Annotated in this window: 25 protein-coding genes; 18 read left to right on the top strand and 7 right to left on the bottom strand. The window is 36.7% G+C overall.

The window, feature by feature from the left end:
* Nucleotides 1-58 precede the first annotated feature (58 nt).
* The 8 genes from CP368_RS02055 (at nucleotide 59) to trxA (ending at nucleotide 9,126) form a co-directional block, all read left to right on the top strand.
* Nucleotides 59-1,015, top strand: coding sequence for a bifunctional oligoribonuclease/PAP phosphatase NrnA (locus CP368_RS02055; protein WP_087176010.1), 957 nt, complete (start codon nucleotides 59-61; stop codon nucleotides 1,013-1,015).
* The gene (locus CP368_RS02050) at nucleotides 1,008-2,369 is read left to right on the top strand and encodes a DEAD/DEAH box helicase (protein WP_098044061.1); all 1,362 of its coding nucleotides are present in this window, start codon (nucleotides 1,008-1,010) and stop codon (nucleotides 2,367-2,369) included. Before CP368_RS02055 ends, CP368_RS02050 begins: the two co-directional genes overlap by 8 nt.
* 237 nt (nucleotides 2,370-2,606) lie before the next feature.
* Nucleotides 2,607-5,246, top strand: coding sequence for an alanine--tRNA ligase (alaS, locus tag CP368_RS02045; RefSeq protein ID WP_098045708.1), 2,640 nt, complete (start codon nucleotides 2,607-2,609; stop codon nucleotides 5,244-5,246).
* A gap of 60 nt (nucleotides 5,247-5,306) precedes the next feature.
* Nucleotides 5,307-5,564 (top strand): IreB family regulatory phosphoprotein, encoded by a 258-nt coding sequence (locus CP368_RS02040; RefSeq protein ID WP_003627753.1) that lies wholly within the window; start codon nucleotides 5,307-5,309, stop codon nucleotides 5,562-5,564.
* A complete protein-coding gene (gene ruvX / locus CP368_RS02035) occupies nucleotides 5,564-5,992 on the top strand; it encodes a Holliday junction resolvase RuvX (protein WP_025005181.1) in 429 nt (142 codons plus the stop codon). Before CP368_RS02040 ends, ruvX begins: the two co-directional genes overlap by 1 nt.
* Before the next feature lies 1 nt (nucleotide 5,993).
* Nucleotides 5,994-6,305 (top strand): DUF1292 domain-containing protein, encoded by a 312-nt coding sequence (locus CP368_RS02030; protein ID WP_025005180.1) that lies wholly within the window; start codon nucleotides 5,994-5,996, stop codon nucleotides 6,303-6,305.
* A gap of 62 nt (nucleotides 6,306-6,367) precedes the next feature.
* Nucleotides 6,368-8,725: an endonuclease MutS2 gene (locus CP368_RS02025; RefSeq protein WP_098045707.1), complete on the top strand. Its 2,358-nt coding sequence runs from the start codon at nucleotides 6,368-6,370 to the stop codon at nucleotides 8,723-8,725.
* Nucleotides 8,726-8,814: 89 nt separating this feature from the next.
* A complete protein-coding gene (trxA, locus tag CP368_RS02020) occupies nucleotides 8,815-9,126 on the top strand; it encodes a thioredoxin (RefSeq protein WP_014563092.1) in 312 nt (103 codons plus the stop codon).
* 45 nt (nucleotides 9,127-9,171) lie between these two features.
* On the opposite strand, the gene mscL is transcribed toward trxA, so the two are convergent.
* Nucleotides 9,172-9,543, bottom strand: coding sequence for a large-conductance mechanosensitive channel protein MscL (gene mscL / locus CP368_RS02015; RefSeq protein WP_025005178.1), 372 nt, complete (start codon nucleotides 9,541-9,543; stop codon nucleotides 9,172-9,174).
* A gap of 104 nt (nucleotides 9,544-9,647) precedes the next feature.
* On the bottom strand, nucleotides 9,648-10,061 hold the full coding sequence (locus tag CP368_RS02010; protein ID WP_098044064.1) for a YslB family protein: 414 nt from the start codon (nucleotides 10,059-10,061) through the stop codon (nucleotides 9,648-9,650).
* Between the two features lie 76 nt (nucleotides 10,062-10,137).
* Between CP368_RS02010 and murI the strand changes: the two genes are divergently transcribed.
* Both murI and CP368_RS02000 read left to right on the top strand, forming a co-directional pair.
* Nucleotides 10,138-10,941 carry a glutamate racemase gene (gene murI, locus CP368_RS02005; protein WP_098036979.1) on the top strand — a complete coding sequence of 268 codons (804 nt, stop codon included), beginning with the start codon at nucleotides 10,138-10,140 and terminating at the stop codon, nucleotides 10,939-10,941.
* Nucleotides 10,941-11,561 carry an XTP/dITP diphosphatase gene (locus CP368_RS02000; RefSeq protein ID WP_098044065.1) on the top strand — a complete coding sequence of 207 codons (621 nt, stop codon included), beginning with the start codon at nucleotides 10,941-10,943 and terminating at the stop codon, nucleotides 11,559-11,561. The genes murI and CP368_RS02000 overlap by 1 nt, the downstream gene beginning before the upstream one ends.
* Nucleotides 11,562-11,598: 37 nt before the next feature.
* Here the strand turns inward: CP368_RS02000 and CP368_RS01995 are convergent, their stop codons facing one another.
* The gene (locus tag CP368_RS01995; protein ID WP_098044066.1) at nucleotides 11,599-12,450 is read right to left on the bottom strand and encodes a mechanosensitive ion channel family protein; all 852 of its coding nucleotides are present in this window, start codon (nucleotides 12,448-12,450) and stop codon (nucleotides 11,599-11,601) included.
* 129 nt (nucleotides 12,451-12,579) lie between these two features.
* Between CP368_RS01995 and CP368_RS01990 the strand changes: the two genes are divergently transcribed.
* Both CP368_RS01990 and CP368_RS01985 read left to right on the top strand, forming a co-directional pair.
* Nucleotides 12,580-13,005 (top strand): DUF948 domain-containing protein, encoded by a 426-nt coding sequence (locus tag CP368_RS01990; RefSeq protein WP_003627742.1) that lies wholly within the window; start codon nucleotides 12,580-12,582, stop codon nucleotides 13,003-13,005.
* 17 nt (nucleotides 13,006-13,022) lie between these two features.
* Nucleotides 13,023-13,391 (top strand): hypothetical protein, encoded by a 369-nt coding sequence (locus CP368_RS01985; RefSeq protein WP_025005173.1) that lies wholly within the window; start codon nucleotides 13,023-13,025, stop codon nucleotides 13,389-13,391.
* Nucleotides 13,392-13,456: 65 nt separating this feature from the next.
* On the opposite strand, the gene CP368_RS01980 is transcribed toward CP368_RS01985, so the two are convergent.
* Nucleotides 13,457-14,563, bottom strand: a complete 1,107-nt coding sequence (locus CP368_RS01980; RefSeq protein ID WP_098036978.1) for a Xaa-Pro peptidase family protein — start codon at nucleotides 14,561-14,563, stop codon at nucleotides 13,457-13,459.
* Between the two features lie 145 nt (nucleotides 14,564-14,708).
* Between CP368_RS01980 and CP368_RS01975 the strand changes: the two genes are divergently transcribed.
* Nucleotides 14,709-15,710, top strand: coding sequence for a substrate-binding domain-containing protein (locus CP368_RS01975; RefSeq protein WP_087176020.1), 1,002 nt, complete (start codon nucleotides 14,709-14,711; stop codon nucleotides 15,708-15,710).
* A gap of 47 nt (nucleotides 15,711-15,757) precedes the next feature.
* Here the strand turns inward: CP368_RS01975 and CP368_RS01970 are convergent, their stop codons facing one another.
* Nucleotides 15,758-17,128, bottom strand: a complete 1,371-nt coding sequence (locus tag CP368_RS01970; RefSeq protein WP_098044067.1) for a glycerophosphodiester phosphodiesterase — start codon at nucleotides 17,126-17,128, stop codon at nucleotides 15,758-15,760.
* A 93-nt stretch (nucleotides 17,129-17,221) separates the two neighbouring features.
* Here CP368_RS01970 and CP368_RS01965 point away from each other — a divergent pair, with 93 nt between their 5' ends.
* The 5 genes from CP368_RS01965 to CP368_RS01945 are packed head-to-tail and all read left to right on the top strand — an operon-like array spanning nucleotide 17,222 to nucleotide 20,933.
* Nucleotides 17,222-17,542, top strand: a complete 321-nt coding sequence (locus CP368_RS01965) for a hypothetical protein (protein WP_025005169.1) — start codon at nucleotides 17,222-17,224, stop codon at nucleotides 17,540-17,542.
* Between the two features lie 14 nt (nucleotides 17,543-17,556).
* A complete protein-coding gene (locus CP368_RS01960) occupies nucleotides 17,557-18,948 on the top strand; it encodes a bifunctional UDP-sugar hydrolase/5'-nucleotidase (RefSeq protein WP_098045706.1) in 1,392 nt (463 codons plus the stop codon).
* Nucleotides 18,932-19,549: a YutD family protein gene (locus CP368_RS01955; protein ID WP_098045705.1), complete on the top strand. Its 618-nt coding sequence runs from the start codon at nucleotides 18,932-18,934 to the stop codon at nucleotides 19,547-19,549. The genes CP368_RS01960 and CP368_RS01955 overlap by 17 nt, the downstream gene beginning before the upstream one ends.
* The gene (locus CP368_RS01950) at nucleotides 19,549-20,328 is read left to right on the top strand and encodes a TIGR01457 family HAD-type hydrolase (RefSeq protein ID WP_098044070.1); all 780 of its coding nucleotides are present in this window, start codon (nucleotides 19,549-19,551) and stop codon (nucleotides 20,326-20,328) included. The genes CP368_RS01955 and CP368_RS01950 overlap by 1 nt, the downstream gene beginning before the upstream one ends.
* Entirely contained in the window at nucleotides 20,325-20,933 is a 609-nt protein-coding gene (locus CP368_RS01945; protein WP_098036973.1) for a TIGR01906 family membrane protein, read from the top strand. Before CP368_RS01950 ends, CP368_RS01945 begins: the two co-directional genes overlap by 4 nt.
* A gap of 12 nt (nucleotides 20,934-20,945) precedes the next feature.
* Here CP368_RS01945 and CP368_RS01940 read toward each other — a convergent pair whose 3' ends face one another.
* On the bottom strand, nucleotides 20,946-21,596 hold the full coding sequence (locus CP368_RS01940; protein WP_025005164.1) for a VTT domain-containing protein: 651 nt from the start codon (nucleotides 21,594-21,596) through the stop codon (nucleotides 20,946-20,948).
* 9 nt (nucleotides 21,597-21,605) lie between these two features.
* Entirely contained in the window at nucleotides 21,606-22,601 is a 996-nt protein-coding gene (locus CP368_RS01935) for an NAD(P)/FAD-dependent oxidoreductase (RefSeq protein ID WP_162606866.1), read from the bottom strand.
* Nucleotides 22,602-22,931: the final 330 nt, after the last annotated feature.

Genomic DNA, 22,931 nt, shown 5'->3' with positions numbered 1-22,931 from the left:
AGAAGTCCTTTTTCTGGTAAACTAGATACAGATAATTTTTAGAAGATGAGGAAAAATAATGAGTAGTTTTGATGACATTTACGAAAAAATCTTACAATATCCAACTATTATTTTGCACCGTCACACTAGTCCTGACCCAGATGCAATTGGTTCACAAGCTGGTCTTGCACGTGCAATTATGGAAAAATTCCCTGACAAGCGCGTTTTATGTGCTGGTGAAAATGACGAAGGCGATTTAGCTTGGATTAATCATATGGACCAAGTTAAAGCAACTGATTACGAAGGTGCATTGGTAATTACTACTGATACTGCTAATACCCCAAGAATTTCAAACAAGCTTTACGACAAGGGTGACTTTTTAATTAAGATCGACCACCACCCAGATGTAGATCCATACGCTGATATGAGTTATGTTGATCCTGATGCTCCAGCAGCTTGTCAAATCATCGTTGACTTCTTAAATGAAGAAGGCTTTAAGATTACTCCAGAAGTCGCTTACCCACTTTACGCAGGTATTGTTGGCGATACTGGTCGTTTTATGTATCCAGAAACTTCAGAACATACCTTTAAAGTAGCAGCTCAACTTGCTTCAACTGGTATTGATATTACTGAAATCGCTAGAAACATTGCCGATGTAACCTTTGATGAAGCTAAGCTTCAAGCATTAGCAATGGACAAGATGGAAATCGATCCAGTTGGTGCTGCTTACACTATCTTGATGCAAGATGATTTGAAGAAGTTAGGTTTGACTGATGATCAAGCTAATGTTGCAGTTTCAACTCCAGGTCGAATCAAGGATGTTTTGGCTTGGAACGTATTTGTTGAAAAGCCAGATGGCACTTTCCGTGTGCACTACCGTTCAAAGGGTCCAGTAATCAATGAATTAGCTGCTAAGCATGATGGTGGTGGCCACGCATTAGCAAGTGGTGCCAATGCTAAGGACATGGACGAAGTAAAGCAAGTCTTTGCCGAAGTTGTTGAAGTAACTAAGAAGTATAAAGAAGATCATGAATAATATTTTCACAGATTCCAGAATTAAACCAGCTATTCAAGAGGGGTTAAAGAAGATCCATTTTGAAAAGCCAACTAAGGTGCAGGAAAAAGTTATTCCGGCAATGCTTTCTGATTTGAGTGTTGTAGTGCAAGCTGCAACTGGGTCAGGCAAGACACATGCTTATTTGGTGCCTATCTTTAATGAAATTGATGAAGATGCTCACTATGTGCAAGCAATTGTGACTTTGCCTAGTCGTGAATTGGCTGATCAGCTTTACCAAGTGGCACGTCAATTAAGAGATGCGGCAGGGATGCATTTTTCTATCGCTCACCTTGCTGGTGGTACTGACCGTGAACGTCAGTTAGAAAAGTATCAAAATAATACGCCACAGTTGGTAATTGCCACTCCTGGACGACTCCTTGACTTTGTACAAAAAAAGGTATTCATTGTTGATCAAGTTAAGACTTTTGTCATCGACGAAGCTGATATGACTCTTGACATGGGCTTTTTGGCCGATATTGATCAAGTAGCAAGCAAGATGCCTAAGGATGTACAAATTGCAGCTTTTTCAGCTACTATTCCAGTTAAGCTATCTAACTTCTTGCGTAAGTACATGGCTCACCCAGATCAAATCGTGATCGATAATCCAAGTGTCATTGCACCTACAATTAAGAATGATTTGCTTGATATTGGTTCAAAGAACCGTAAGAGCATTTTGTACAAGTTATTGACTATGGGTCAACCATACTTGGCTTTGGTTTTTGCAAATACAAAACAAACTGTTGATGAATTAACTAGATACTTGCAAGATCAAGGCTTAAAGGTAGCTAAGATTCATGGTGGGGTAACTGAGCGAGAAAGAAAGCGGACTTTGCGTCAAGTTGAGCAAGGACAATTTCAATATGTTGTTGCTTCTGACTTAGCAGCACGTGGTCTTGATATCGATGGGGTAAGTTTAGTTATTAACTATGAAATACCACGTGATATCGAATTTGTAATTCACCGGATTGGTCGTACCGGCCGTAATGGTTTATCAGGTCATGCGATTACTTTAATTCGTGAAGAAGAAATGAATCGAATCGAAGATTTGGAAAAGATGGGCGTTCATTTTGACTTTGTTGAACTTAAGAATGGTGAATTAGTACCACGTAAGCATTACCGCAGTCGTGAGAACCGTCAAGGTAAGAATCGCAAGCTTGATACTAAGTTAGTTGGTTACGTTAAAAAAGAAAAGAGAAAGCGTAAGCCTGGCTACAAGAAGAAGATTAAGCGAGCAATTCAAGAAGATAATCGTCAAAAGCGTAAGCTTGAACAACGTCATGAGATTAGAAAAGCTAAGCGTTTAAGAAAACGCAAGCGTGAACAAGGACGTTGACAGACGAGGATTTTGTAGTACAATTATTTTCAGCTTAAGATATGTCTATTAAAGTTGAATTTCAAAGAGAGAGCCAATTGGTGAGAGGGCTTAATTCGCTTTAACAGATGCTCCTTTAAGTTGTATTAATTAAGAATATCAAGAGGTAACAAACACTGTTGCAATCAAGGTGGTACCGCGCGCGGAGCGTCCTTGAATAAGCAATGGTGTTTTTTATTTTGTTTATGGGAGATAAAAATGAAGAAACTAACTAGTTCAGAGTTTCGCCAAATGTTCCTTGACTTCTTCAAGGATCATGGCCATATGATTATGCCAAGTGCATCACTTATTCCACAAGATGACCCAACTCTTCTTTGGATTAACTCTGGTGTTGCTACTATGAAGAAATATTTTGATGGTTCAGTTGTACCAAAGAACCACAGAATTACTTCTTCTCAAAAGTCAATCAGAACTAACGATATTGAAAATGTTGGTAAGACCGCTCGTCACCAAACTTTCTTTGAAATGCTTGGTAACTTCTCAGTAGGTGATTACTTTAGAGATGAAGCTATTCCTTGGGCTTGGGAATTCTTAACTAGTCCTAAGTGGCTTGGCTTACCAAAGGAAAAGCTTTACTGTACTGTTTATCCAAAAGACGTTGATTCACAACGTGTCTGGGAAAAAGCTGGTATGCCAGCAGACCATATTGTTAAGTTAGAAGACAACTTCTGGGATATTGGTGAAGGTCCATGTGGTCCTGATACTGAAATTTTCTACGACCGTGGTCAAGAAAACAACGACGTTGCTGAAGACGATCCAGAAAACTTCCCAGGTGGTGAAAATGCACGTTACCTTGAAATTTGGAACATCGTATTTTCACAATACAACCACTTGCCAAATGGTAAGTACGTAGACCAACCACACAAGAACATCGATACTGGTATGGGGCTTGAACGTGTACTTTCAATTTTGCAAGATGCACCAACTAACTTTGAAACTGACTTATTCTTGCCAATTATTCACGCTACTGAAGAAATGACTGACGGTAAGAAGTACGGTGAAAACAAAGAGGACACTACTGCATTCAAGATTATTGCCGACCACGTTCGTGCCGTAAGTTTTGCTATTGCTGATGGTGCTCTTCCATCAAACTCAGGTCGTGGTTACGTTCTTCGTCGTTTGATTCGTCGTGCCGACCTTAACGGTCAACGTTTGGGCATCAAGGGGGCCTTTCTTTACAAGCTTGTACCAGTTGTTGGTAAGATTATGCAAAGCCACTACCCAGAAGTTATGGATCAACGCGGCTTTATCGAAAACGTAATTCAAAACGAAGAAGAAAGATTCCAAGCTACTCTTGATACTGGTTTGACTTTGCTTGATGACTTAATTGATAAGGCTACGAAGTCAGATGACAAGACTATCTCAGGTAAGGATGCCTTCAAGATGTTTGATACTTATGGCTTCCCATACGAATTGACCTTTGAATCAGCTCAAGATGCTGGCCTTAAGGTTGATAAGAAGGGCTTTGATGCTGAAATGCAAGCTCAAAAGGAACGTGCACGTAAGGCTCGTGGTGATCTTCAATCAATGGGTCGTCAAGATGTAACTTTGATGAACATTAAGGACAAGTCAGTCTTTGAACGTGATACTTATGAAGAACCACATGCCAAGCTTCTTGACATCGTTGTTGACGATAAGTTAGTTGACAAGGCTGATGGCGAACACGCAACCTTAGTCTTTGACAAGACTCCATTTTATGCAGAACGTGGTGGTCAAGTTGCCGACCACGGTAACATTTATGATCAAGATGGTGAACTTGTTGCTAAGGTAACTGATGTCCAACACGCTCCAAACGACCAAAACTTGCACTTTGTTGACCTTATTTTACCAATGGAAAAGGGCAAGGAATATATTTTGAAGATTGACAAGGAACGTCGTGAAGGTTTACGTCACTCACACTCAGCAACCCACTTGCTTCACGCTGCACTTCGTCAAGTTTTAGGTGAACATACTCACCAAGCAGGTTCATTAGTTGATCCCGACTACTTGAGATTTGACTTCACTGCTATGGAACCAATGACCCCACGTGAAATTAAGTCAGTTGAAGAATTAGTTAACCAAAAGATTTGGGAAGCTATCGATGTTAAGACTACTATCACTACACCTGAAGAAGGTGAAAAGATGGGTGCTTTAGCCCTCTTTGATGGTAAGTACGGTGACAAGGTTCGTGTTGTTCAAATGGGTGACTTCTCATCAGAATTCTGTGGTGGTACTCACTGTGATAACACTAACCAAATCGGTATCTTCAAGATTACTTCTGAATCAGCTGTTGGTGCTGGTATGCGTAGAATTGAAGCTGTAACTTCAAAGAAGGCATACGAATACTTAGCAAATCGTTCAGGTTTACTTGATGATATTCAAACAGAAGTTAAGGTAACTAAGCCAGACAACATTATTGATAAGATTGACTCACTTGAAAGTGACTTACATGATAGTCAAAAGCAAGTTGAAGCTTTGACTAAGCAAATCAACCAAGCTAAGGCTGGTCAAATCTTTGATGATGTAAAACAAGCTGGTGACTTGACTGTAATTGCTACTATTGCAGATGTTAACGGCATGAACGACCTTCGTGAACTTGCTGACAACTGGAAGAGTGGCAACAAGTCAGACGTCTTAGTTTTAGCTGCTGAAAATGATGGCAAGGCTAATATGATTATTAGCTTGAATCAAAAGGCCTTAGACAAGGGTCTTAAGGCTGGCGACTTAATTAAGAAGGCTGCTCCAATCTTTGGTGGTGGCGGCGGTGGTCGTCCTAACATGGCTCAAGCCGGTGGTAAGAAGCCAGAAGGTCTTAACGACGCTATCAAGGCTGTAATCGAAGAAATTTCAAAGAACTAAGAATTAATTAATTGTGTTTAAGCTTTTTTTCAAGTAAAATTGTTGACAGGAGGAATAAATATGAGTTCGCTAGATAAGACTATGCATTTTGACTTTAACCAAAATAAAGGAAAGAATGTTTATGACACTCTGCAAGATGTTTACAATGCGCTTGAAGAAAAGGGCTATAATCCTGTCAACCAGATTGTAGGTTATTTACTTTCTGGCGATCCTGCTTATATTCCACGGCATAATGATGCCCGTAACTTAATTCTTAAGCACGAACGTGATGAAATTATTGAGGAACTCGTTAAGAGCTATCTTGGTAAGAATAAATAATGCGATTATTAGGTTTAGATATAGGCTCTAAAACTGTGGGTGTTGCGGTCAGTGATGAATTAGGAATTACTGCACAGAAGTTAGAAACTATTAAAATTGATGAAACTAGATATAATTTTGGGATGCGTCCATTAAAAAAGTTAGTTAGACAATATGAAGTAGATGGCTTTGTATTAGGTCTGCCTAAGAATATGGATGGCACTTCGGGAGCTTCAGTTGCCCGCAGTAAGGCTTACGGTAAAAGACTCGAAGAAAAGTTTGGCTTGCCCGTGCATTATTCTGATGAAAGATTAACAACTATCGAATCACGCCGAGTACTCGTAGAAGATGCAGGTATTCATGATCGTAAAAAACGTAAACAAGTGATTGATCAGATGGCAGCGGTGCTCATCTTGCAAAATTATTTGGATTTACACCGAAAGGATTAATATGGCAGCACAAGTTAATGGTGACGATCAAGATCGTCAAATTACTTTGATCGATGATCAAGGTAATGAAGAATTGTATGAAGTATTATTTACTTTTCATTCAGATGATTATGATAAGTCATACGTACTTCTTTATCCAGCCGCTGTTGGGGACGATGAAGATATTGAAGTACAGGCTTTCAGTTATGATGCAGATGACGCAGGTGATGTCACTAGCAGTGATTTGCATGAGATTGAATCTGATGATGAATGGGACATGGTACAAGGAGTTTTGAATACTTTCTTGGATGATGATCGCCTAAGTGGTAAATAATAAAAAAGGACTAGCTGCGGCTGGTCCTTTTTGTTAGTTTATAAAAAGAAATATAAATAGCTATGAATGATAAAATTTTAAAGATCTTAGAGTTCGGTGAAATTACTAAAAGATTAAGTAAATTAGCAATTACCGCTCCAGCTAAAGATGCGGCATTGAAGTTAAGACCGAGTGGTAATTTTGACCGAGTACAAAATGAATTAAAACAAACTTTAGCATTGGCTGACTTATTGCGAGTTAAAGGACAACTTCCGTTAAATGATTTTCAAGATGTTCATCCTAGCACTAAAAGATTGAGTGTAAAAGCAAATCTGAATGCTCAGGAATTGGGTAATTTACTTCTTGTTTTAAGCTTAGCCAATGAGATTAACGAATTTCTGGAAGGTGTTGATGATGAAAAGCTTAACTTATCAGCTATCGATTCAGTTTTGGATCAGTTAGATGTTCCAGACCTTTTATTTAAAGAATTAAAAAAATCTGTTGATTATGATGGTGAAGTACTTGATACAGCTTCAAGCGCATTAGCACATTTGCGTCACGATATGCGTAGTAACGAAGAAGACATTAAGAACCGGATGGATGCTTATACCAAAGGAAATAGCAGCAAGTACTTGTCTGAACAAATCGTTACTATTCGTGATGATCGCTATGTTATTCCAGTTAAGCAGGAATATCGTGGCAAGTTTGGTGGGGTAGTTCATGATCAAAGTGCAAGTGGTCAGACTTTATTTATTGAGCCTGAAGCAGTTTTGAACTTGAACAACCGCCAGCAAAACTTAATTGCTCAAGAAAAACAAGAAATCCGCAATATTTTGAAAAACTTGTCTGGCTTAGCTAGAGAAGAAATTGATAGCATCAATAATATTGCTAATGCATTAACTCGTTTAGACTTTTTGCAAGCAAAGGCAAAATTGGCTAAGCAAATGAAAGCTAGCGAGCCTAAGTTGACTCAGGATCATTCGCTGGAATTACGAAATGCACGTCATCCATTAATTGATCCAGAAAAAGTTGTTCCTAATGATATTCGTTTAGGCGGCGATTTTGATACAATGCTGATTACTGGGCCAAACACCGGTGGTAAGACTATTACTCTTAAGACCGCTGGCTTGCTGCAATTGATGGCTCAGTCTGGTTTATTTATTCCAGCTGAAGAAGGCAGTAAAGTTGGCGTATTCAAAGAAGTTTACGCTGACATTGGTGATGAACAATCAATCGAACAATCATTAAGTACTTTTTCATCACACATTAATGACATTATTGCCATTATGAAAAATGTAGATAAAGAAACCTTGGTTTTAATTGATGAAATTGGTGCAGGAACCGACCCAGAAGAAGGTGCCAGTTTAGCTATTAGCATTTTGGACTTTTTGCGCAAGAAAGATGCTAAGATCATGGTCACTACGCACTATCCTGAATTGAAGCTTTACGGATATAACAGACCACGCACTACTAATGCATCGATGGAATTTGACTTAAAGACTTTATCACCAACATACCATTTACAAATTGGTATTCCAGGTCACAGTAATGCTTTTGCGATTGCTCGTAGGCTGGGGATGCGTGAAGATGTAGTTAAAAATGCGCAAAACTTAATGTCAGATGAGGATTCTGATATTAATAAGATGATTGCTAAATTAAATGCGCAAACTAAGGCGGCTACTACAGCTCGCAACCGATTCGAAACGAGTTTAGATCGCAGTCAAAAACTTGAACAAAAATTGCAACAAGCGCTTGATTGGTACAACCAACGTGTTCAAAAGCAACTCGATTTTGCGCAAGAAAGAGCTAATGAAGTTGTAGCTAAGAGACGTAAAAAGGCTGATAAAATTATTGCCGAGCTGGAAAAGCAGAAAAATGCTGGCGTTAAAGAAAATAAAATTATTGAAGCTAAGGGTGAACTTAATAGCCTAGAGCGTCAGGCCCACAATTTAGCCCATAATAAAGTCTTACAGCGTGAAAAACGGCGTCATCATGTAAGTGTAGGGGATCAAGTAAAGGTCCTTTCATATGGACAAACAGGTACTATTACCAAGAAATTGTCTGAACATGAATATGAGGTTCAAATGGGGATCATTAAAGTCAAAGTTAGTGACCGCGATATTGAGAGAATCGATAAGAATAATACACAACCTAAGAAAAAATTGGTTAGAGCAACAAGTGCAATTAGACGTAGTAATGCACATAGCGAGTTAGACTTGCGTGGTCAACGCTACGATGAAGCTATGACTAATTTGGATCGTTATATTGATTCCGCATTACTGGCAGGTTTAGATATTGTAACTATTATTCATGGGATCGGTACTGGTGCAATCCGTAAAGGCGTTTGGCAATATTTGCGTAGCAGTAACCACGTTAAAGGCTTTAATTACGCGCCTGCTAACGAAGGCGGTAATGGTGCCACAATTGTTAAATTAAAGTAAGCAACCTTCTTGTAAAAAGTAAGTAAAGCTGATATATTATTAATATAGATTTAAAGATAAAACGATATTAATTGAAAGAGGTAAAGCATATGGTTGATGCAATTACTGATCAAAATTTTGAAGAAGAAACTAAAGATGGCGTTGTTTTAACAGACTTTTGGGCAACTTGGTGTGGTCCATGTAAGATGCAATCACCAGTAATTGACCAATTGGCAGAAGAACGTCAAGATGTTAAGTTTACAAAGATGGATGTTGACCACAATCAAGAAACTGCTAAGAATCTTGGTATTATGGCTATCCCAACTTTGATTATTAAGAAGAATGGTCAAATTGTTGATCGTTTAACTGGTTACACTCCAAAGGAAAAGTTGAACCAAATTTTGGATCAATACGCTGGTTAATTAAAATAAAAAAATAAGCTTGTGGCGAAGCCACAAGCTTTATTTTTATGCTTCTTTTTCTTTAAGAAGATCACGGATTTCTTTTAAGTAGTCTACTTCAGTTGGAGCAGCTGGAGTTTCTTCTTCTTCCTTTTTCGTAAATTTATTAACGGCTTTTACGATTAAGAAGACAATGAAGGAAATAATAAGGAAATTGATGATGGAATTTAGAAAACTTCCGTATCTAAAATTAGCTTCTCCTACTTTAAGAGTTAAGTTAGACAAGTCAATTCTACCGATAAAAAGACCGATGAGCGGATTGATTAAGTTTTTAACAAGTGATTTTACGATTGCTGTAAAAGCTGCACCGATAATCACACCGACTGCTAAATCAATAACGTTTCCGCGTGCAATAAATTGTTTGAATTCCTTAAGCATTTTATTACTCCTATATCTAAATCTAAAAATATTTTAATCTAAGGTAAAGCATATAGTAATAATAAATTATAGTCTATAAAAAAGTTATCTTTTTTGCTAAATTTTTAGCCAAAACGAGCAATGATTTGAACTTTCTTTTCTTTAGGTAAAATGGTAATTTCACTTTCGGTGATTTTACCAGTTTCCTTTTGTACGGTTTCGGCAATCATGCCACTTTCAAGAGAAAATTCTTTACTATCACTGTCTAAACGGTCTTCGATATTTTGACCGCTTAATTCAAAAGTGATGGAGGCTCTTCTTTCTTTGGTTTTTACAAGAGTACCAAATTTAGCCATATGGAAGAAATCAATCAAATCATCAAAATCGCTTAAGTCGTAGTGACGTGAAATTCTTTTGCCAGCCCAATAAAGAATAGGGGCATCGTCATCACCTAAAATAGTTGGTAAAAGAAAGTCACGGTAAAGTTGATTAATAAAATATACGTGTTCGTTTGCGTTTTCTGTCATAAACTTATTCATCCCTTTTATTATTTTTTATTTTACCGTAAACTAGTAGGAGTAGAAAATAATTTTTTCTTAATAAGAGGTTTTTATTATGGATAATCGTCCCATTGGATTGTTAGACTCGGGTGTTGGCGGCTTTACAGTTGTTAAAAAAGTAATTGAAAAGTTGCCTCACGAATCTACTGTTTTTATTGGTGATAGTGCCAATATGCCTTATGGTGATAAAAGTCGTGAACGAATTATTGAACTTACACGCCGAAGTGTGAAGTTTTTATTGCAAAAGAAAGTAAAGTTGATTATCTTTGCCTGCAACACAGCTACTGCAGTAGCAATGCCAACTTTGCAAAATGAAGTTGAACAACAAGTTATCGGGGTTATTCAATCAGGTAGTTTAGCCGCGGCTAGAACGACTAAAAATAAAAAAGTCGCAGTAGCAGCAACTCCGGTAACGATTAACTCACATGCATATCAAAAAGAAATTAAATTCAGAGATCCTGATATCAAGGTGATGGAAGTTGCAGCGCCAGAGCTTGCTCCACTCATTGAAAGTCAAAAGGATTATGATACAAACTTAGCAGCGGTAAAACGCAGTATTGCCCCACTTAAGGGTCAAGATTTTGATACTTTTGTTTTGGGCTGTACGCATTATCCACTAATTCAAAATGAATTTGCGGAAGCATTAGGTGATAAGATTCAAATCGTAGATCCTGCTGATCAAGTAGCACAATATACTTTTAATGTTATGCGGCGTGATGGTTTATTTAGTTCATCTGATCAAGCTGGAAAACATGAATACTACACCACTGGAGATCCTGATAAATTCTCAGAAATGGGGAGAAGATTTTTAGGACAAGCAGATTTGACTAGTCATCAAGTAGATACGAGGAATTTATAATGACTAAGAAAATTTTATTTGCGACTGGCAATCAAGGAAAAGCTAAGGAATTAAAGGAAGCTTTTAAAAGAGCTGGAGTGGATGTTGAAATTAAAACTAATGCAGATTTAGATAATCCGCCTCATCCAATTGAAAGTGGAAGAACATTTGAAGCAAATGCCAAGATTAAAGCTCATGAGTTAGCAGAATTTTCAGGATTACCAACAATTGCGGATGATTCAGGCTTAATGGTTGATGCATTAAATGGTGAACCTGGCGTAAGAAGTGCTCGTTATGCTGGTGAAGCTCATAATGATGCCAAGAATAATGCCAAGTTGTTGGCTAATTTAGGCGGTGTACCTGATGAAAAGAGAACGGCCAAGTTTTGGACGACGATCGTTGTTTCAATGCCAGGTGAGTTTGATAAAGATCTAGTTGTTTCAGGTACTTGTTCAGGCCGGATCCTTGCTGCACCACGCGGTGAAGATGGATTTGGTTATGATCCACTGTTCTTTATTCCTGAAAAGGGTAAGACTTTTGCACAAATGACAACAGATGAGAAAAATGAAATCTCTCATCGTGGTAATGCAGTGAGAAAATTGTTGCAAGAATTGCCTGATTGGCTAAAACAATTCAATTAAAAAAGTGTTTAGAATTTTTCGTTCTAAACACTTTTTTCTATGCGCTAGTTTTGATTGTACTAGCAGTTGTTGCAAATTTAATATCATTTTTTTGCAAAGCTTGAATGTATTTACCTAAATATAAATTTTTAACTATCGATTGCTTTTCAGGTTTTACCTTAAAATAAACGCCATAGGTAACTGTGCGTCCATTTTGCCCAGTAACCCCAATAATTGAAGGGCCAGAAGAAACGGTGCCTTTTTCAGGTTTAATTGATTTATTAACCTCTTTAATAATTTTGGTGATATGACTAAAGTCATTGTCTGCATCTAATTCAAGATTAATAGTTAGTCCAATAGCATTATGGGCCAGATTTTGTACAATCGTAATATTGCGGTTAGGAATGTAAATTATTGAACCATCTGATGCTTTTAATCGAGTGGTTCTAAGACCTAATTGATCTACAGTACCGACTTGACCATTAATGGAAACTGTATCGCCGACATCAAATTGGTCTTCACTTAAAATGAAGAAGCCGTTAACTAAATCACTCACAAAACCTTGGGCCCCCATACCTAAGGCAAGAGAGAAAATTCCGGCACTGGCTAATAAAGTTCCCACTGGCACGCCGATAATGGATAAAATACCGAAAAGATAAAAGAATATCAAGGTATATTGAAAGATACTGTTGATTAAAGCAGTAATTGTTTTAGTCCTTTTATTTCTAATTGTATTGTGTCTAGCCAAGTAGTTGTTAATTATCTTGTGACCAAAGTGGGATAAAAGGTAAAAGATTAGGGTAGTAATGGCTAGTTGCCAAATAATTGATAGAAAATTTTGCCCAATTTTGTCCCAATTGAACTGAATTTTATGCAGACTGAAATGAGTAGGTAATGTGGGTATTTTCATAAATAGTTTTATAATATCCTTTCTTGAATTTAATAGGTTATAATAAAAGAATAACAAGACATTAATTGAGAATAAAGTATATTCATGCTAGACTTTTTTTAGATGGTATATGGAGGTAGAAGTTAGAAGATGACAATTTCTTATGGTGCTTTAGCAGGTTTAATTGCCGCAATTGCATTCTTAATTTTAGTATTATTTACGATCCCTATGCTTATTCGTACAGCAAAAGTTTTGAAAGAAACAAGTGCTACTATTCAGACAACTAATGAATCAATGAAGAAGCTTTCTGAAGATATGGATGGTCTGATGGATCAAACTCATAATTTATTAGATCAAACTAACGACCTAATGATCGATGTTAATGGTAAAATGAAGACGTTGGATCCAGTAGTAAAAGCTGCTGCTGATTTGGGTGAGAGCGTATCAGAATTGAATGATTCATCAAAGAAGATCGCTAAACGCTTTAGTAGCAATCATTTTAGTCACGCTGGTCTTGTTTCTTCAATTGCGGCTACTGCTTTTGCAAGACGCAGACGCCGTAGAGGTGAAAATTAATAAAGGAGGATTTCACTATGAAAAAATTTGCAAGTTTCGTATTAGGTGCTGTAGCTGGTTGTGCAGCAGGCTTTATTGCAGGTTCATTACTTGTTAGTGATGAACAAGTTGATGATGTTAAGAACAAGATTAAAGACAACGATAAACTTCAAGATTTGAAGAAGAAGTACGACAATGGTACTGAAATCGTTAAGAATCAATTAGCTTCATTCCCAAAGAACGTTGAAGATGATTCAGAATTAAAGGACTTCGATGACATCGTTATTGATGATTCAAACAAGGACAATGATGTTGCTGATGGCGATAACGCAGAAAAATCAGTTGATGATTTGAACAATGCTGAAAATGACAATACTGCCTCAACTCCAGATAATTCAGAAGAATAATCAATTATTCATCGCAAAATAAAAAGCTGACGTCATGTCAGCTTTTTTTGCGTCTAAATTTTAGATTAATCTCTAACAGGGATAATCTTCAAGTCTTTATTGGTATGTGTAAATGTCTTAAAACCATCCTTGGTTACGACACCACAGTCTTCAATTCTTACTCCAGCAAAGCCAGGGATGTAGATACCTGGTTCAATGGAGAAGCACATCCCCTCTTCAAGAACTAAATCATTGCCTTGAACGATTGATGGATATTCGTGGACATTTTTACCGATACCGTGGCCTAAACGGTGAATGAAGTATTCGCCATAGCCGGCTTTAGTAATGATATCACGAGCAACGCTATCAAGTTCTTCAGCAGTAATACCAGGCTTAGCAGCTTCAATTGCGGCTTGTTGCGCTTCGCGGTCAACTTCGTAAATTTCACGTTGCTTGTCTGATGGCGTACCATAAGCGACTGTTCTACTTGAGTCAGATGCGTAACCATCATGCATAGTACCTAAGTCGAATAAAACTAATTCGTTAGGTTGAACAGTGTTCATAGTTGGACCAAGGTGTGGGTTAGCTGCGTTCTTACCAGCTTGGACGATCGTTTCAAAACTTTCGTGCATTACGCCTTTTTGAATCTTTAATTGGTAATCAATTTGACCAGCAATACTTCTTTCAGTCACACCGGTTCTGATTGCATCAAAACCAATTTGAAAGGCAAAATCAGCTTCGGCACCAGCGCCTTGTAATTTTTTAATTTCTTCTGGTGTCTTGTAAAGACGAAGTCTTTCAATGAATGAAGAAACATCATTAGTAAAACTTGCATTTGGAAATTCGCCGCGCAGGTATTGGTAATGAGCAACGGAAAGATCGTCTTTTTCGATAGCCCAGGTGTGAGTATCTTTAGTTCTCTTTCTTACGTTGTTGGCGATTAATTCCCATGGATCTTCTGAATCAAGGTAACCAAAAACGTCACCGTTCCATTCAGAATCTTTTGCTTCTTCTACATTTAAAGCAGGGCAGAAAATAAAAGGATCTGCATCTTTAAATACGAGCAAAGCAAAGATACGTTCATGAGGATCCATAGAATATCCCGTGAAGTAAGAAATAGTAATTGGGTTAGAAATGTATGCAATATCATTGTTTGAATCTTGCAGCCATTGTTGTAATTTATCTAAGTTCATAAATAGCCTCTTTTTTTGTTAGTTTAGTGTCAGTATATCATGTTTTTGTATGAAAAAATGAAAGAAAATCTGTAAACGTTTGCACTTAGAGCAAAATAATGATAAATTAAGGTGAAGGATTTTTCGGAAGGACTGAGAATAAGCGATGCATAAACAAGAAGTTACAATTTATGATGTTGCTCGAGAAGCTAAGGTGTCTATGGCGACAGTTTCTCGTGTTGTTAACGGCAATAATAATGTGAGAAAAGAGACACGTGATCGTGTTCTTGAAGTAATTAAAAGATTACACTATCAACCAAATGCTGTAGCGCAAGGTTTAGCATCTAAGCGTACCACTACAGTAGGGTTAATCGTCCCAGATTTGACTAATTTATATTTTGCAGAATTATCTAAGGGTATTGATGATATTGCACTTTTATACAAGTATAACATTATCATTACCAGTATTGAAAATCGTTTGATGAAGGAAGATCAAGTAATTCAAAGTTTGCTTAATAAGCAAGTAGATGGCGTGATCTACATGTCAAACCGTTTGCCAAACGAAGCTGCAGAAGCATTTAAGAGAACTAATACTCCAGTAGTATTAGCTGGGACTAAGGATAATCGCGATGAGTTTGCATCCGTAACTATTGATTATAAGAAAGCTGATACCGAAGCATTGAATTTATTAATGCACGATGGCAAGAAGAACTTGGCACTCGTGGTTGGTGATGAAGATGCAGTGGTAAATGGTGAAAATAGAATTCCAGCATACAAAGACTTTATCAAAGAGAATAATCTGGGTGAACCACATGTTTACACCGGGGTTAAGGATTATTCAGATGGTTACAATTTATACCCACAACTCGTTAAAGATGGTATCGATGGTGTAATTGTTACCCGTGATATTTCATCTGTTGGTATTTTGAACTCAGCCATGGATGCAGGCAAGAAGATACCAGAGGATTTGGAAATTGTTACTGCAAGTGCAACTCAACTTGCTTCTGTTGTTCGTCCAGCCTTGACTACAATCAAGCAGCCACTTTATGATATGGGTGCGGTAGCTATGAGAATGTTAACTAAGTTGATGAATAATGAAGAAGTTGACGAAACTCATATTGAATTGCCATATGAATTAGTTAAAAAACAAAGTACTTTAAATCAATAAAAAGTATCAAAAAAAGAAGTAGTTGATAAAAACTGCTTTTTTTTAATTTAGTGAATAATTTGATTAATTTGTTTTCGCTTTTGCCAATAAGTTGATGTGAAGATTAATTTATTAGGATTGAAAGTCAATAAAACTAAGTTCGTGTATTTGCTTACTCGTGGCAAGTTGTTATATTGCTGAAAAGCTTTTTTATTGAAAAAGCCGTAGAAAAGTATTTGATCAGCCTTAATCCAACCTTTCTTGGTGTAAAGCCACATGTTCTTAGGACCGCCATTAAAGTTTTGAATTTTAAATAATGTGTTAGCAGGCAAGAATTTCTTTGTTTTTGCTTGATTGTCAGGATAACTATAAATTGCTACTTTAGTGTTAGGCTTAGCAATTATTTTTTTATTTTCATAAGGTGCAATATCATTACGGCGTAAATCTAAGTTGACGAATTCCGCTGAAATAAAAGTTTTTTCTGCTATCTGATAGTATAATTTGTTGTCGACTCGCACGCCGTAAGTTACATTAACTTTTTGGTTAGGTCGAACGTATTTCTTTTCCTTAATTCGGACATAGGGATTCATCATAGTAGGGGTCTTAGTTTTACCAAAATAGATTCCTGTTCGATTGATAGCATATTTTTTAGTACCACTTTTGGCTAATTTATATTTAAACCCAGTAGCGGGGAAGTTGGTAACGACTCCATCGACATTACGATTAATTAACCAATGCCAAAGAGCAGGTGATTCATCCATTTCTGCCCAGACAAATAATTGTTTATGCAATTTGTGGAGCCAGTGAATTAAGAAGGGATGCTCTTGAACAATGTCAGAAGCGGCGTTTACGGCATTTACTTGAGGCAAAATACTGAAGTTAATGCGTTTTAAGCTACCTACAATGAAGATTAAATAAGCATCAGGCATTATTTTTCTAAAATGAAACAGACTTGCTGCAGAAAATGAATGAATCATGATACGTTTTTGCATATGATACTTCTTAACTACTGCAGCAATTTTATCTTCTAATTCGTAAGATGGGTTGATACTATGATCAATCTTGGTTTCTAAAACAAATTTGGCGCTAGGTTTATTTTTATAATGCTCAAATAATTCATTAAGCGACATTACGTGTTCGCCATTATCGTACTTTAGCTGTTTAAGTGTCTCAAAGTTATTTTGTGATACAATTGCATGTGTATGAGTGACTCGCTCAAGGTCGTCATCATGAGAGATGACTAAAACTCCATCTTTGGAAAGTTGGAGATCGAGTTCGACGTAATCAGCACCAGAATTGAAGGCAGAATCATCAGACTGAATAGTTTCTTCAGGATACTTGATGGGATCGCCGCGGTGACCAACAACAGTAAAACCACTTGTCGTTAAAAAGATTAAGCTAAAAAAAAGAGCCCAAAATAGTTGGCTTTTAAATTTCATATGTGTACACCTCTATCGCATATTAACAATAGCATGGTTACACATTTTTTTCTATTTATAGTATGATTCTGTTATTCCAAAAGGGTGAAATTGATGGAACAATTGGATTTAATTGAAGAGATTACCAGAAATGATGGTAGTCGTTATTATGAAATTTCTAATATTGATCAAAATGGAATTGCTGAATTAGCGGTGGACCATGGTGAAATTAAAAAAGTACGGATATTACAGTTGAATATTCCGCGTACTACTGCATTAATTGAGTATGAAAAATATATCAATGATACTTATGATTTGCAGACATTGACTAATGAAGATGATTGGAAAAATCCTAAGTGGGTAGAATGGGATAAGCCTAAAGGCAAAATTTTGGATGCTTATCACATGATATTGAAGGCCAATCGAATTGGATAGAAAGTAGTACAAAAATGGAAACTTTGCGAATTTTACATACTAATGATCTACACTCACATTTTGAACACTTTCCTAAAATTGGGCGCTATTTAAAAAAGGCTCAGGCAGATACTTCAGTTGATGAAGTTTATACTTTTGATGCCGGTGACTTTATGGATCGTTCGCATCCCTTAACCGATGCAACTGAAGGCCAAGCTAATATTAAATTAATGAATGGCTTTCACTATGATGCGATCACGATTGGCAACAATGAAGGAATATCTAATCCGCACTGGGTGTTAGAAAGATTGTTTGATCATGCTGATTTCCCAGTAATTTTGGCTAATTTGCGTGAAGAAGACGAATCCATGCCTAAATGGGCAGTGGGTCATAAAATTATTAAAACCAAGAAAAACACGCGAATTGCTTTAATCGGCCTTACTGCAGCATATCCCATGACTTATGGTCCTAATCACTGGCATGTCAAAATGCTAGGTCATGCAATGGATCAACAATTAGCTCAAATTAAGGATCAATATGATGTTTTGATTCTGATTACTCATGTAGGACTTAAGATGGACCGCTGGCTTGTCAAGAATTATCCGCAAATCGATCTGATCGTTGGTGGTCACAGTCATGATCTATTAGCTCATGGTGAAAAAGTTGAACATACTTGGATTACCCAAACTGGAAAATGGGGTAATTACGTTGGCGATATTCATGTTGAACTCGAAAACCACCATGTAACTAAAATCGTGCCTGATACGATTCCTACAGCTTCAATGCCAGAAATGCCAGAAGATGAGGCAGTTATTCAAGGCTACTATGATAAAGGTCAAAAACTTTTGTCTGAACATAAAGTAGCTAAGCTGCCTGAAAAATTTAATGATGACAAAATTGCGGCAGTTCAAGTTTCGCTTGATGCGATTGCTGATTTTGCCAAGACAGATTTAGCAATTTTGAGTTCAGGATTATTTTTGACCCCATTTAAGAGTGGAGTTTTAACTCAGTATGATTTGCAAAAGGCATTGCCACATCCTATGCATGTTGTGCGTTCTACCTTAAAAGGCAGCGATCTTTGGCGTTTAGTAATGGAAATTGAAAAGAATCGCCATTATTTGGATCATTTTCATTTGCAAGGGATGAGCTTTAGAGGCAAGATCTTTGGGCAAATGTATTACAAGGGAATTAAAGTAGATACTCGTAAGCGAATCGTTTATGCCAATGGTCATGAGATTGATCCAGAAGAAGAGTATCAAATCGCTTGCCTTGATCACTATGTATTAGTGCCATTCTTCCCGACTTTAGCTATTGTTGGTGAAAATGAATTCCTATTCCCTCAATTTTTGCGTGAAGTTGTTGGCAATTATTTAGCTAAAATATACCCACTATCATCGAGAAGTGAAGTAAATGACAGAAAAAAATAAAACTAATTCAGAAAAAAGCGCAGAGGAAAAAGTAAATAAATTTGAAGAAGAGAAGCCTTTGCGTCATCCGCTTGCTAACGTAGTACAGGATGGTAAAAGTATAAAAATTAATGATCAGTTATATACCATTGTCACTAATGAACGGGATGCGCTCGATCTAGAAATGCTCCGTAAAAAATATGATCCATTTTTGGATCAATATGATTATTTAGTAGGGGATGTTTCAAGTGACCACCTGCGCTTAAAAGGCTTTTATAAAGATGAAGCTCGCACTTCGATTGATAAAAAAGAGATGGCGATCGTAGATTATTTAACTGAATATTGTAATCCGGGTGGGCCGTATTTTATTTTGGAATTAACTAATCCTACTCATCATTATTCACATCAAAGACCGCGCAAAACGCATTATGAACGTAATCGTAAGAATGATCGCTTCCACTCACGTCGACGTCACGGCAAGGGATATCGTAAAACTGAAAATAATCCATTCAAGAAGCGTCGAGTTCATCAAACCAAATTTAAAAAGAAGCAGTCAATTGCAGTCAAAAAAGAATTTGGACGTCATCATTCTTTTATTATTAAGAAAAGAAAGGGAAACTAGTGAAAGATTACCGGGTATTTTTAATTGACTTAGATGGGACAGTTTATCGTGGCAAGGATACTGTTGAATCAGGAGTAAGATTTGTTCATCGTTTAATTGAGCAAAAAAAAGATTATTTATTTTTAACCAATAATACGACTAGAACACCTCAAATGGTGGTCGATAAATTAAAGAGACACGGGGTAGAAACCGATACTGATCATATTTATACGCCAAGTATGGCGACAGCCAGTTATATTTTGAGTCAGAATAAAGATCATTCAAATAAAAAGATCGGTTTATACATCATTGGCGAAATCGGCTTATGGAGAGAGCTATTGCAGCATACTGAATTTGAACTTAATGAGGAAAATCCTGATTACGTTATTGTCGGGATGGACAAGGATTTGACTTATCATAAAGTTCGTGTAGCCTCAAGAGCGATTAGACGCGGGGCTACTTTTATTGGTACTAATGCTGATATGAATTTGCCTACAGGGGATGAATTAATCCCAGGCAATGGATCTCAGTGCGTTTTTGTTGCAGCGGCTAGTGGGGTAGATCCGTTATACATTGGTAAACCAGAATCTATCATCGTAAAAAAGGCTTTAGCTAAAGTAGGATATTCTAAAGATGATGCCTTACTAGTAGGTGATAACTACGATACTGATATCAAAGCAGGTTTTAATAGTGATGTAGATCAATTATTAACTTTGACGGGTGTAACTCAAAAAGAAGATATTGTTGGCAAACGCCAACCAACGTATGTGGTTGATAACTTAGACGAATTCGAACTATGATTACAAAAGATAATTTTTTTGGACTGATATATCATTTTTTGTTTGCCATTTCGAGTAGTGTAGTGGGAGCTATTGTCGCTAGCTGGCCGCTTTTGTTTATTTTTATGCTGGTACAAAAGACATATGAGACTGTTCACATGTCTTTATTTCAAGTAATGCATAATTATAACCAGTTGATGATTTATTTGATCTGGCCCTTTAAAAAGCGGCTTAAAATGGATAATTTTCCCACATCCGCTAATGCAGCAGAACATTTTGCGGAATGTAAGCAATTATTCGTTTTTGCTGTACTCGTATTTATTGTTTGTTTAATGCTGTATTTTGTTTTTAAAAAGCGTAGAAAAAAAGCGCTGCTTAGCTTGGATAAATCTGCAGCACTTATTTTATTGTTATTGCCAATCGTAGTATTTCCTTTTGCAGTAACCAATTTTGATAGTTTTTTTATAATTTTTCACCACATGTTGTTTAACAACAATGATTGGTTATTCGATCCGAATACTGATCCGATAATCAATGTGTTAACCGAAGGCTTTTTTGCATCTTGTTTTGCAGTAGCCGGGATTATTTACGAATTATATTTTGCTGAAAAGTTGTTACGAAGATAAAAAAGAGTTCCATTAGTGGAACTCTTTTTTGAGTGAGATTTTTTTCTTCAAAGCTACGATGGCAATTGGAACAACTGAAACCAGGATGATGGCAATTACAATCATTGAGAAATGATCTTTTACTACAGGGATGTTACCAAAGAAGAATCCGATAACAGTAAATAATCCTGTCCAAAGTAAACCACCGATAATATTATAAGCAATAAATTTACCGTAATGCATTTTGCTACCGCCAGAAATAAAGGGGACAAATGTCCGGATAAATGGAATAAATCTTCCGATCACAATTGTAATTGGACCATGGCGTTCAAAGAACTTTTCTGCAGCTAGTCGATTATTTTGATTGATTAATTTATTGAACCAACTGTGTTTTTCACCTGCTCTAGTAGACCATGCTCCAATTTCATAATTGGCGGTGTCACCTAGTATGGCAGCTAAGGCAACGATTAAATATATTAGCCAAATATTTAAACCATATTTTGGGTTAGCGGCCATCGCACTAGCGGCAAAGATAAGTGAATCACCTGGCAAGAATGGGAAAATAACTACACCAGTTTCAATAAAAATGATGGCGAACAAGATCAAGTAAGACCAACCACCAAATTGGTTAACGATTGTGACCAAGTGGTCATCAATATGTAAGATAAAATCGATTAAAGTCATTTCTTTCTCCTAAATGCTAGTTGAGTGAATGGTTAAAGTTTTTTCTGGAAATAGATCACGCATAATAGAAGTAATAGCGATTTGAGCTTCTCCAAAACCTAAAGCAATTAGAGGAACCCGTCCAGGATAGCTTACTACGTCTCCAGCAGCATAGATTCCATCAATGTTGGTTTTCATCGTTGGATCAACAGCAATATTAGTTCCGTTGAGCTCGATTCCCCATTTTTTTACAAAACGATTATTAGCTTTGAAACCATAAGCGACAATAATTTGATCAAACTGCTCATGGCGTGGTTGAACATCACCCATACCTTTAAGAGTTATATCCAATTGATTATTAACTAATTGGATGTCCTTTGGAAGATAGGGAGTTAAAATTTCGACGTTTGCTAAAGAACGAAGCTTTTTAACGTTGGATTCAAGACCGCGGAATTCATTACGACGATGGATAATTTTGACATTTGTATAATTTGCCAATTCAATTGCTAAATCAAGAGCAGAATCGCCTCCACCGAAGACGCCTATCTTTTGGTTGGCAAAATCTTTAGGGTCTTTAATGAAGTAGTGGACTCTTTTTTGAATATCTTCATTCATCTTCAATGGTAATTCTTTAGGTTTGAATGCTCCTGCACCTGTAGCAATAATAATGCTTTTGGCTAATACCATATCATCTAAGATGAAACCGTCGTCGCTTTTTTTAACATCATTAACTTTATGATTAGTAATAATTTCGGTTTCCTTTGGTAAACCTGATTTTAAATTTTGGATTAAGGCTGTTCCACTGATTGTATTATAAGCAGGGATGTCACTAATTTGTTTAAATGGATAAAGCATTTGGGGCTGACCACCAACCTCAGATAATGAATCGAAGATTAAATTAGACAAGCCATGCAAGTGAGCAAAATGAGCTGCAAATAATCCAACAGGACCGGCACCTATAATTGCGAGATCAACTTTTTTAATTTTTAAAACCTCCTCTAAGTGTTGATGTATCAACTTTAACATGATTTAAGACAATAATCATTTAAAATTTGTACTTGTTTAAATCTGTTGACTAAGGTATATTAATTAAGTCGTCTTTTGAAGGACAGATTTAATTAATAAAAAAATACTTGCAAAACCAAGTTAAGTATTATATATTAATAAAGTCGTCTTGAAAGATGACGAAGAGCTCGAGAGCTTTAAAAAAGTTTTTGAAAAAAAGACTTGCAAAGTTAAAGCAAAACGAGTAATATATTTAAATGTCGTCAGGCGAGAGCCGAGGCGACGAAAAATAAATCAAAAAAGTTCTTGACAAAGGATTTGAGATTTGATAAAATATAAAAGCCGTCTGGT

This window comes from Lactobacillus sp. UMNPBX17 (assembly GCF_002553735.1).
Lineage (GTDB): Bacteria > Bacillota > Bacilli > Lactobacillales > Lactobacillaceae > Lactobacillus > Lactobacillus gallinarum.
The sequence above is the reverse complement of the archived record's forward strand: the minus strand, read 5'-3'. Positions and strand labels throughout refer to the sequence as shown.

Coding starts and splice junctions, on each gene's coding strand:
- CP368_RS02055 (WP_087176010.1), top strand. CDS start 59: ATGAGTAGTTTTGATGACATTTACGAAAAAATCTTACAATATCCAACT.
- CP368_RS02050 (WP_098044061.1), top strand. CDS start 1,008: ATGAATAATATTTTCACAGATTCCAGAATTAAACCAGCTATTCAAGAG.
- alaS (WP_098045708.1), top strand. CDS start 2,607: ATGAAGAAACTAACTAGTTCAGAGTTTCGCCAAATGTTCCTTGACTTC.
- CP368_RS02040 (WP_003627753.1), top strand. CDS start 5,307: ATGAGTTCGCTAGATAAGACTATGCATTTTGACTTTAACCAAAATAAA.
- ruvX (WP_025005181.1), top strand. CDS start 5,564: ATGCGATTATTAGGTTTAGATATAGGCTCTAAAACTGTGGGTGTTGCG.
- CP368_RS02030 (WP_025005180.1), top strand. CDS start 5,994: ATGGCAGCACAAGTTAATGGTGACGATCAAGATCGTCAAATTACTTTG.
- CP368_RS02025 (WP_098045707.1), top strand. CDS start 6,368: ATGAATGATAAAATTTTAAAGATCTTAGAGTTCGGTGAAATTACTAAA.
- trxA (WP_014563092.1), top strand. CDS start 8,815: ATGGTTGATGCAATTACTGATCAAAATTTTGAAGAAGAAACTAAAGAT.
- mscL (WP_025005178.1), bottom strand. CDS start 9,543: ATGCTTAAGGAATTCAAACAATTTATTGCACGCGGAAACGTTATTGAT.
- CP368_RS02010 (WP_098044064.1), bottom strand. CDS start 10,061: ATGAATAAGTTTATGACAGAAAACGCAAACGAACACGTATATTTTATT.
- murI (WP_098036979.1), top strand. CDS start 10,138: ATGGATAATCGTCCCATTGGATTGTTAGACTCGGGTGTTGGCGGCTTT.
- CP368_RS02000 (WP_098044065.1), top strand. CDS start 10,941: ATGACTAAGAAAATTTTATTTGCGACTGGCAATCAAGGAAAAGCTAAG.
- CP368_RS01995 (WP_098044066.1), bottom strand. CDS start 12,450: ATGAAAATACCCACATTACCTACTCATTTCAGTCTGCATAAAATTCAG.
- CP368_RS01990 (WP_003627742.1), top strand. CDS start 12,580: ATGACAATTTCTTATGGTGCTTTAGCAGGTTTAATTGCCGCAATTGCA.
- CP368_RS01985 (WP_025005173.1), top strand. CDS start 13,023: ATGAAAAAATTTGCAAGTTTCGTATTAGGTGCTGTAGCTGGTTGTGCA.
- CP368_RS01980 (WP_098036978.1), bottom strand. CDS start 14,563: ATGAACTTAGATAAATTACAACAATGGCTGCAAGATTCAAACAATGAT.
- CP368_RS01975 (WP_087176020.1), top strand. CDS start 14,709: ATGCATAAACAAGAAGTTACAATTTATGATGTTGCTCGAGAAGCTAAG.
- CP368_RS01970 (WP_098044067.1), bottom strand. CDS start 17,128: ATGAAATTTAAAAGCCAACTATTTTGGGCTCTTTTTTTTAGCTTAATC.
- CP368_RS01965 (WP_025005169.1), top strand. CDS start 17,222: ATGGAACAATTGGATTTAATTGAAGAGATTACCAGAAATGATGGTAGT.
- CP368_RS01960 (WP_098045706.1), top strand. CDS start 17,557: ATGGAAACTTTGCGAATTTTACATACTAATGATCTACACTCACATTTT.
- CP368_RS01955 (WP_098045705.1), top strand. CDS start 18,932: ATGACAGAAAAAAATAAAACTAATTCAGAAAAAAGCGCAGAGGAAAAA.
- CP368_RS01945 (WP_098036973.1), top strand. CDS start 20,325: ATGATTACAAAAGATAATTTTTTTGGACTGATATATCATTTTTTGTTT.
- CP368_RS01940 (WP_025005164.1), bottom strand. CDS start 21,596: ATGACTTTAATCGATTTTATCTTACATATTGATGACCACTTGGTCACA.
- CP368_RS01935 (WP_162606866.1), bottom strand. CDS start 22,601: ATGTTAAAGTTGATACATCAACACTTAGAGGAGGTTTTAAAAATTAAA.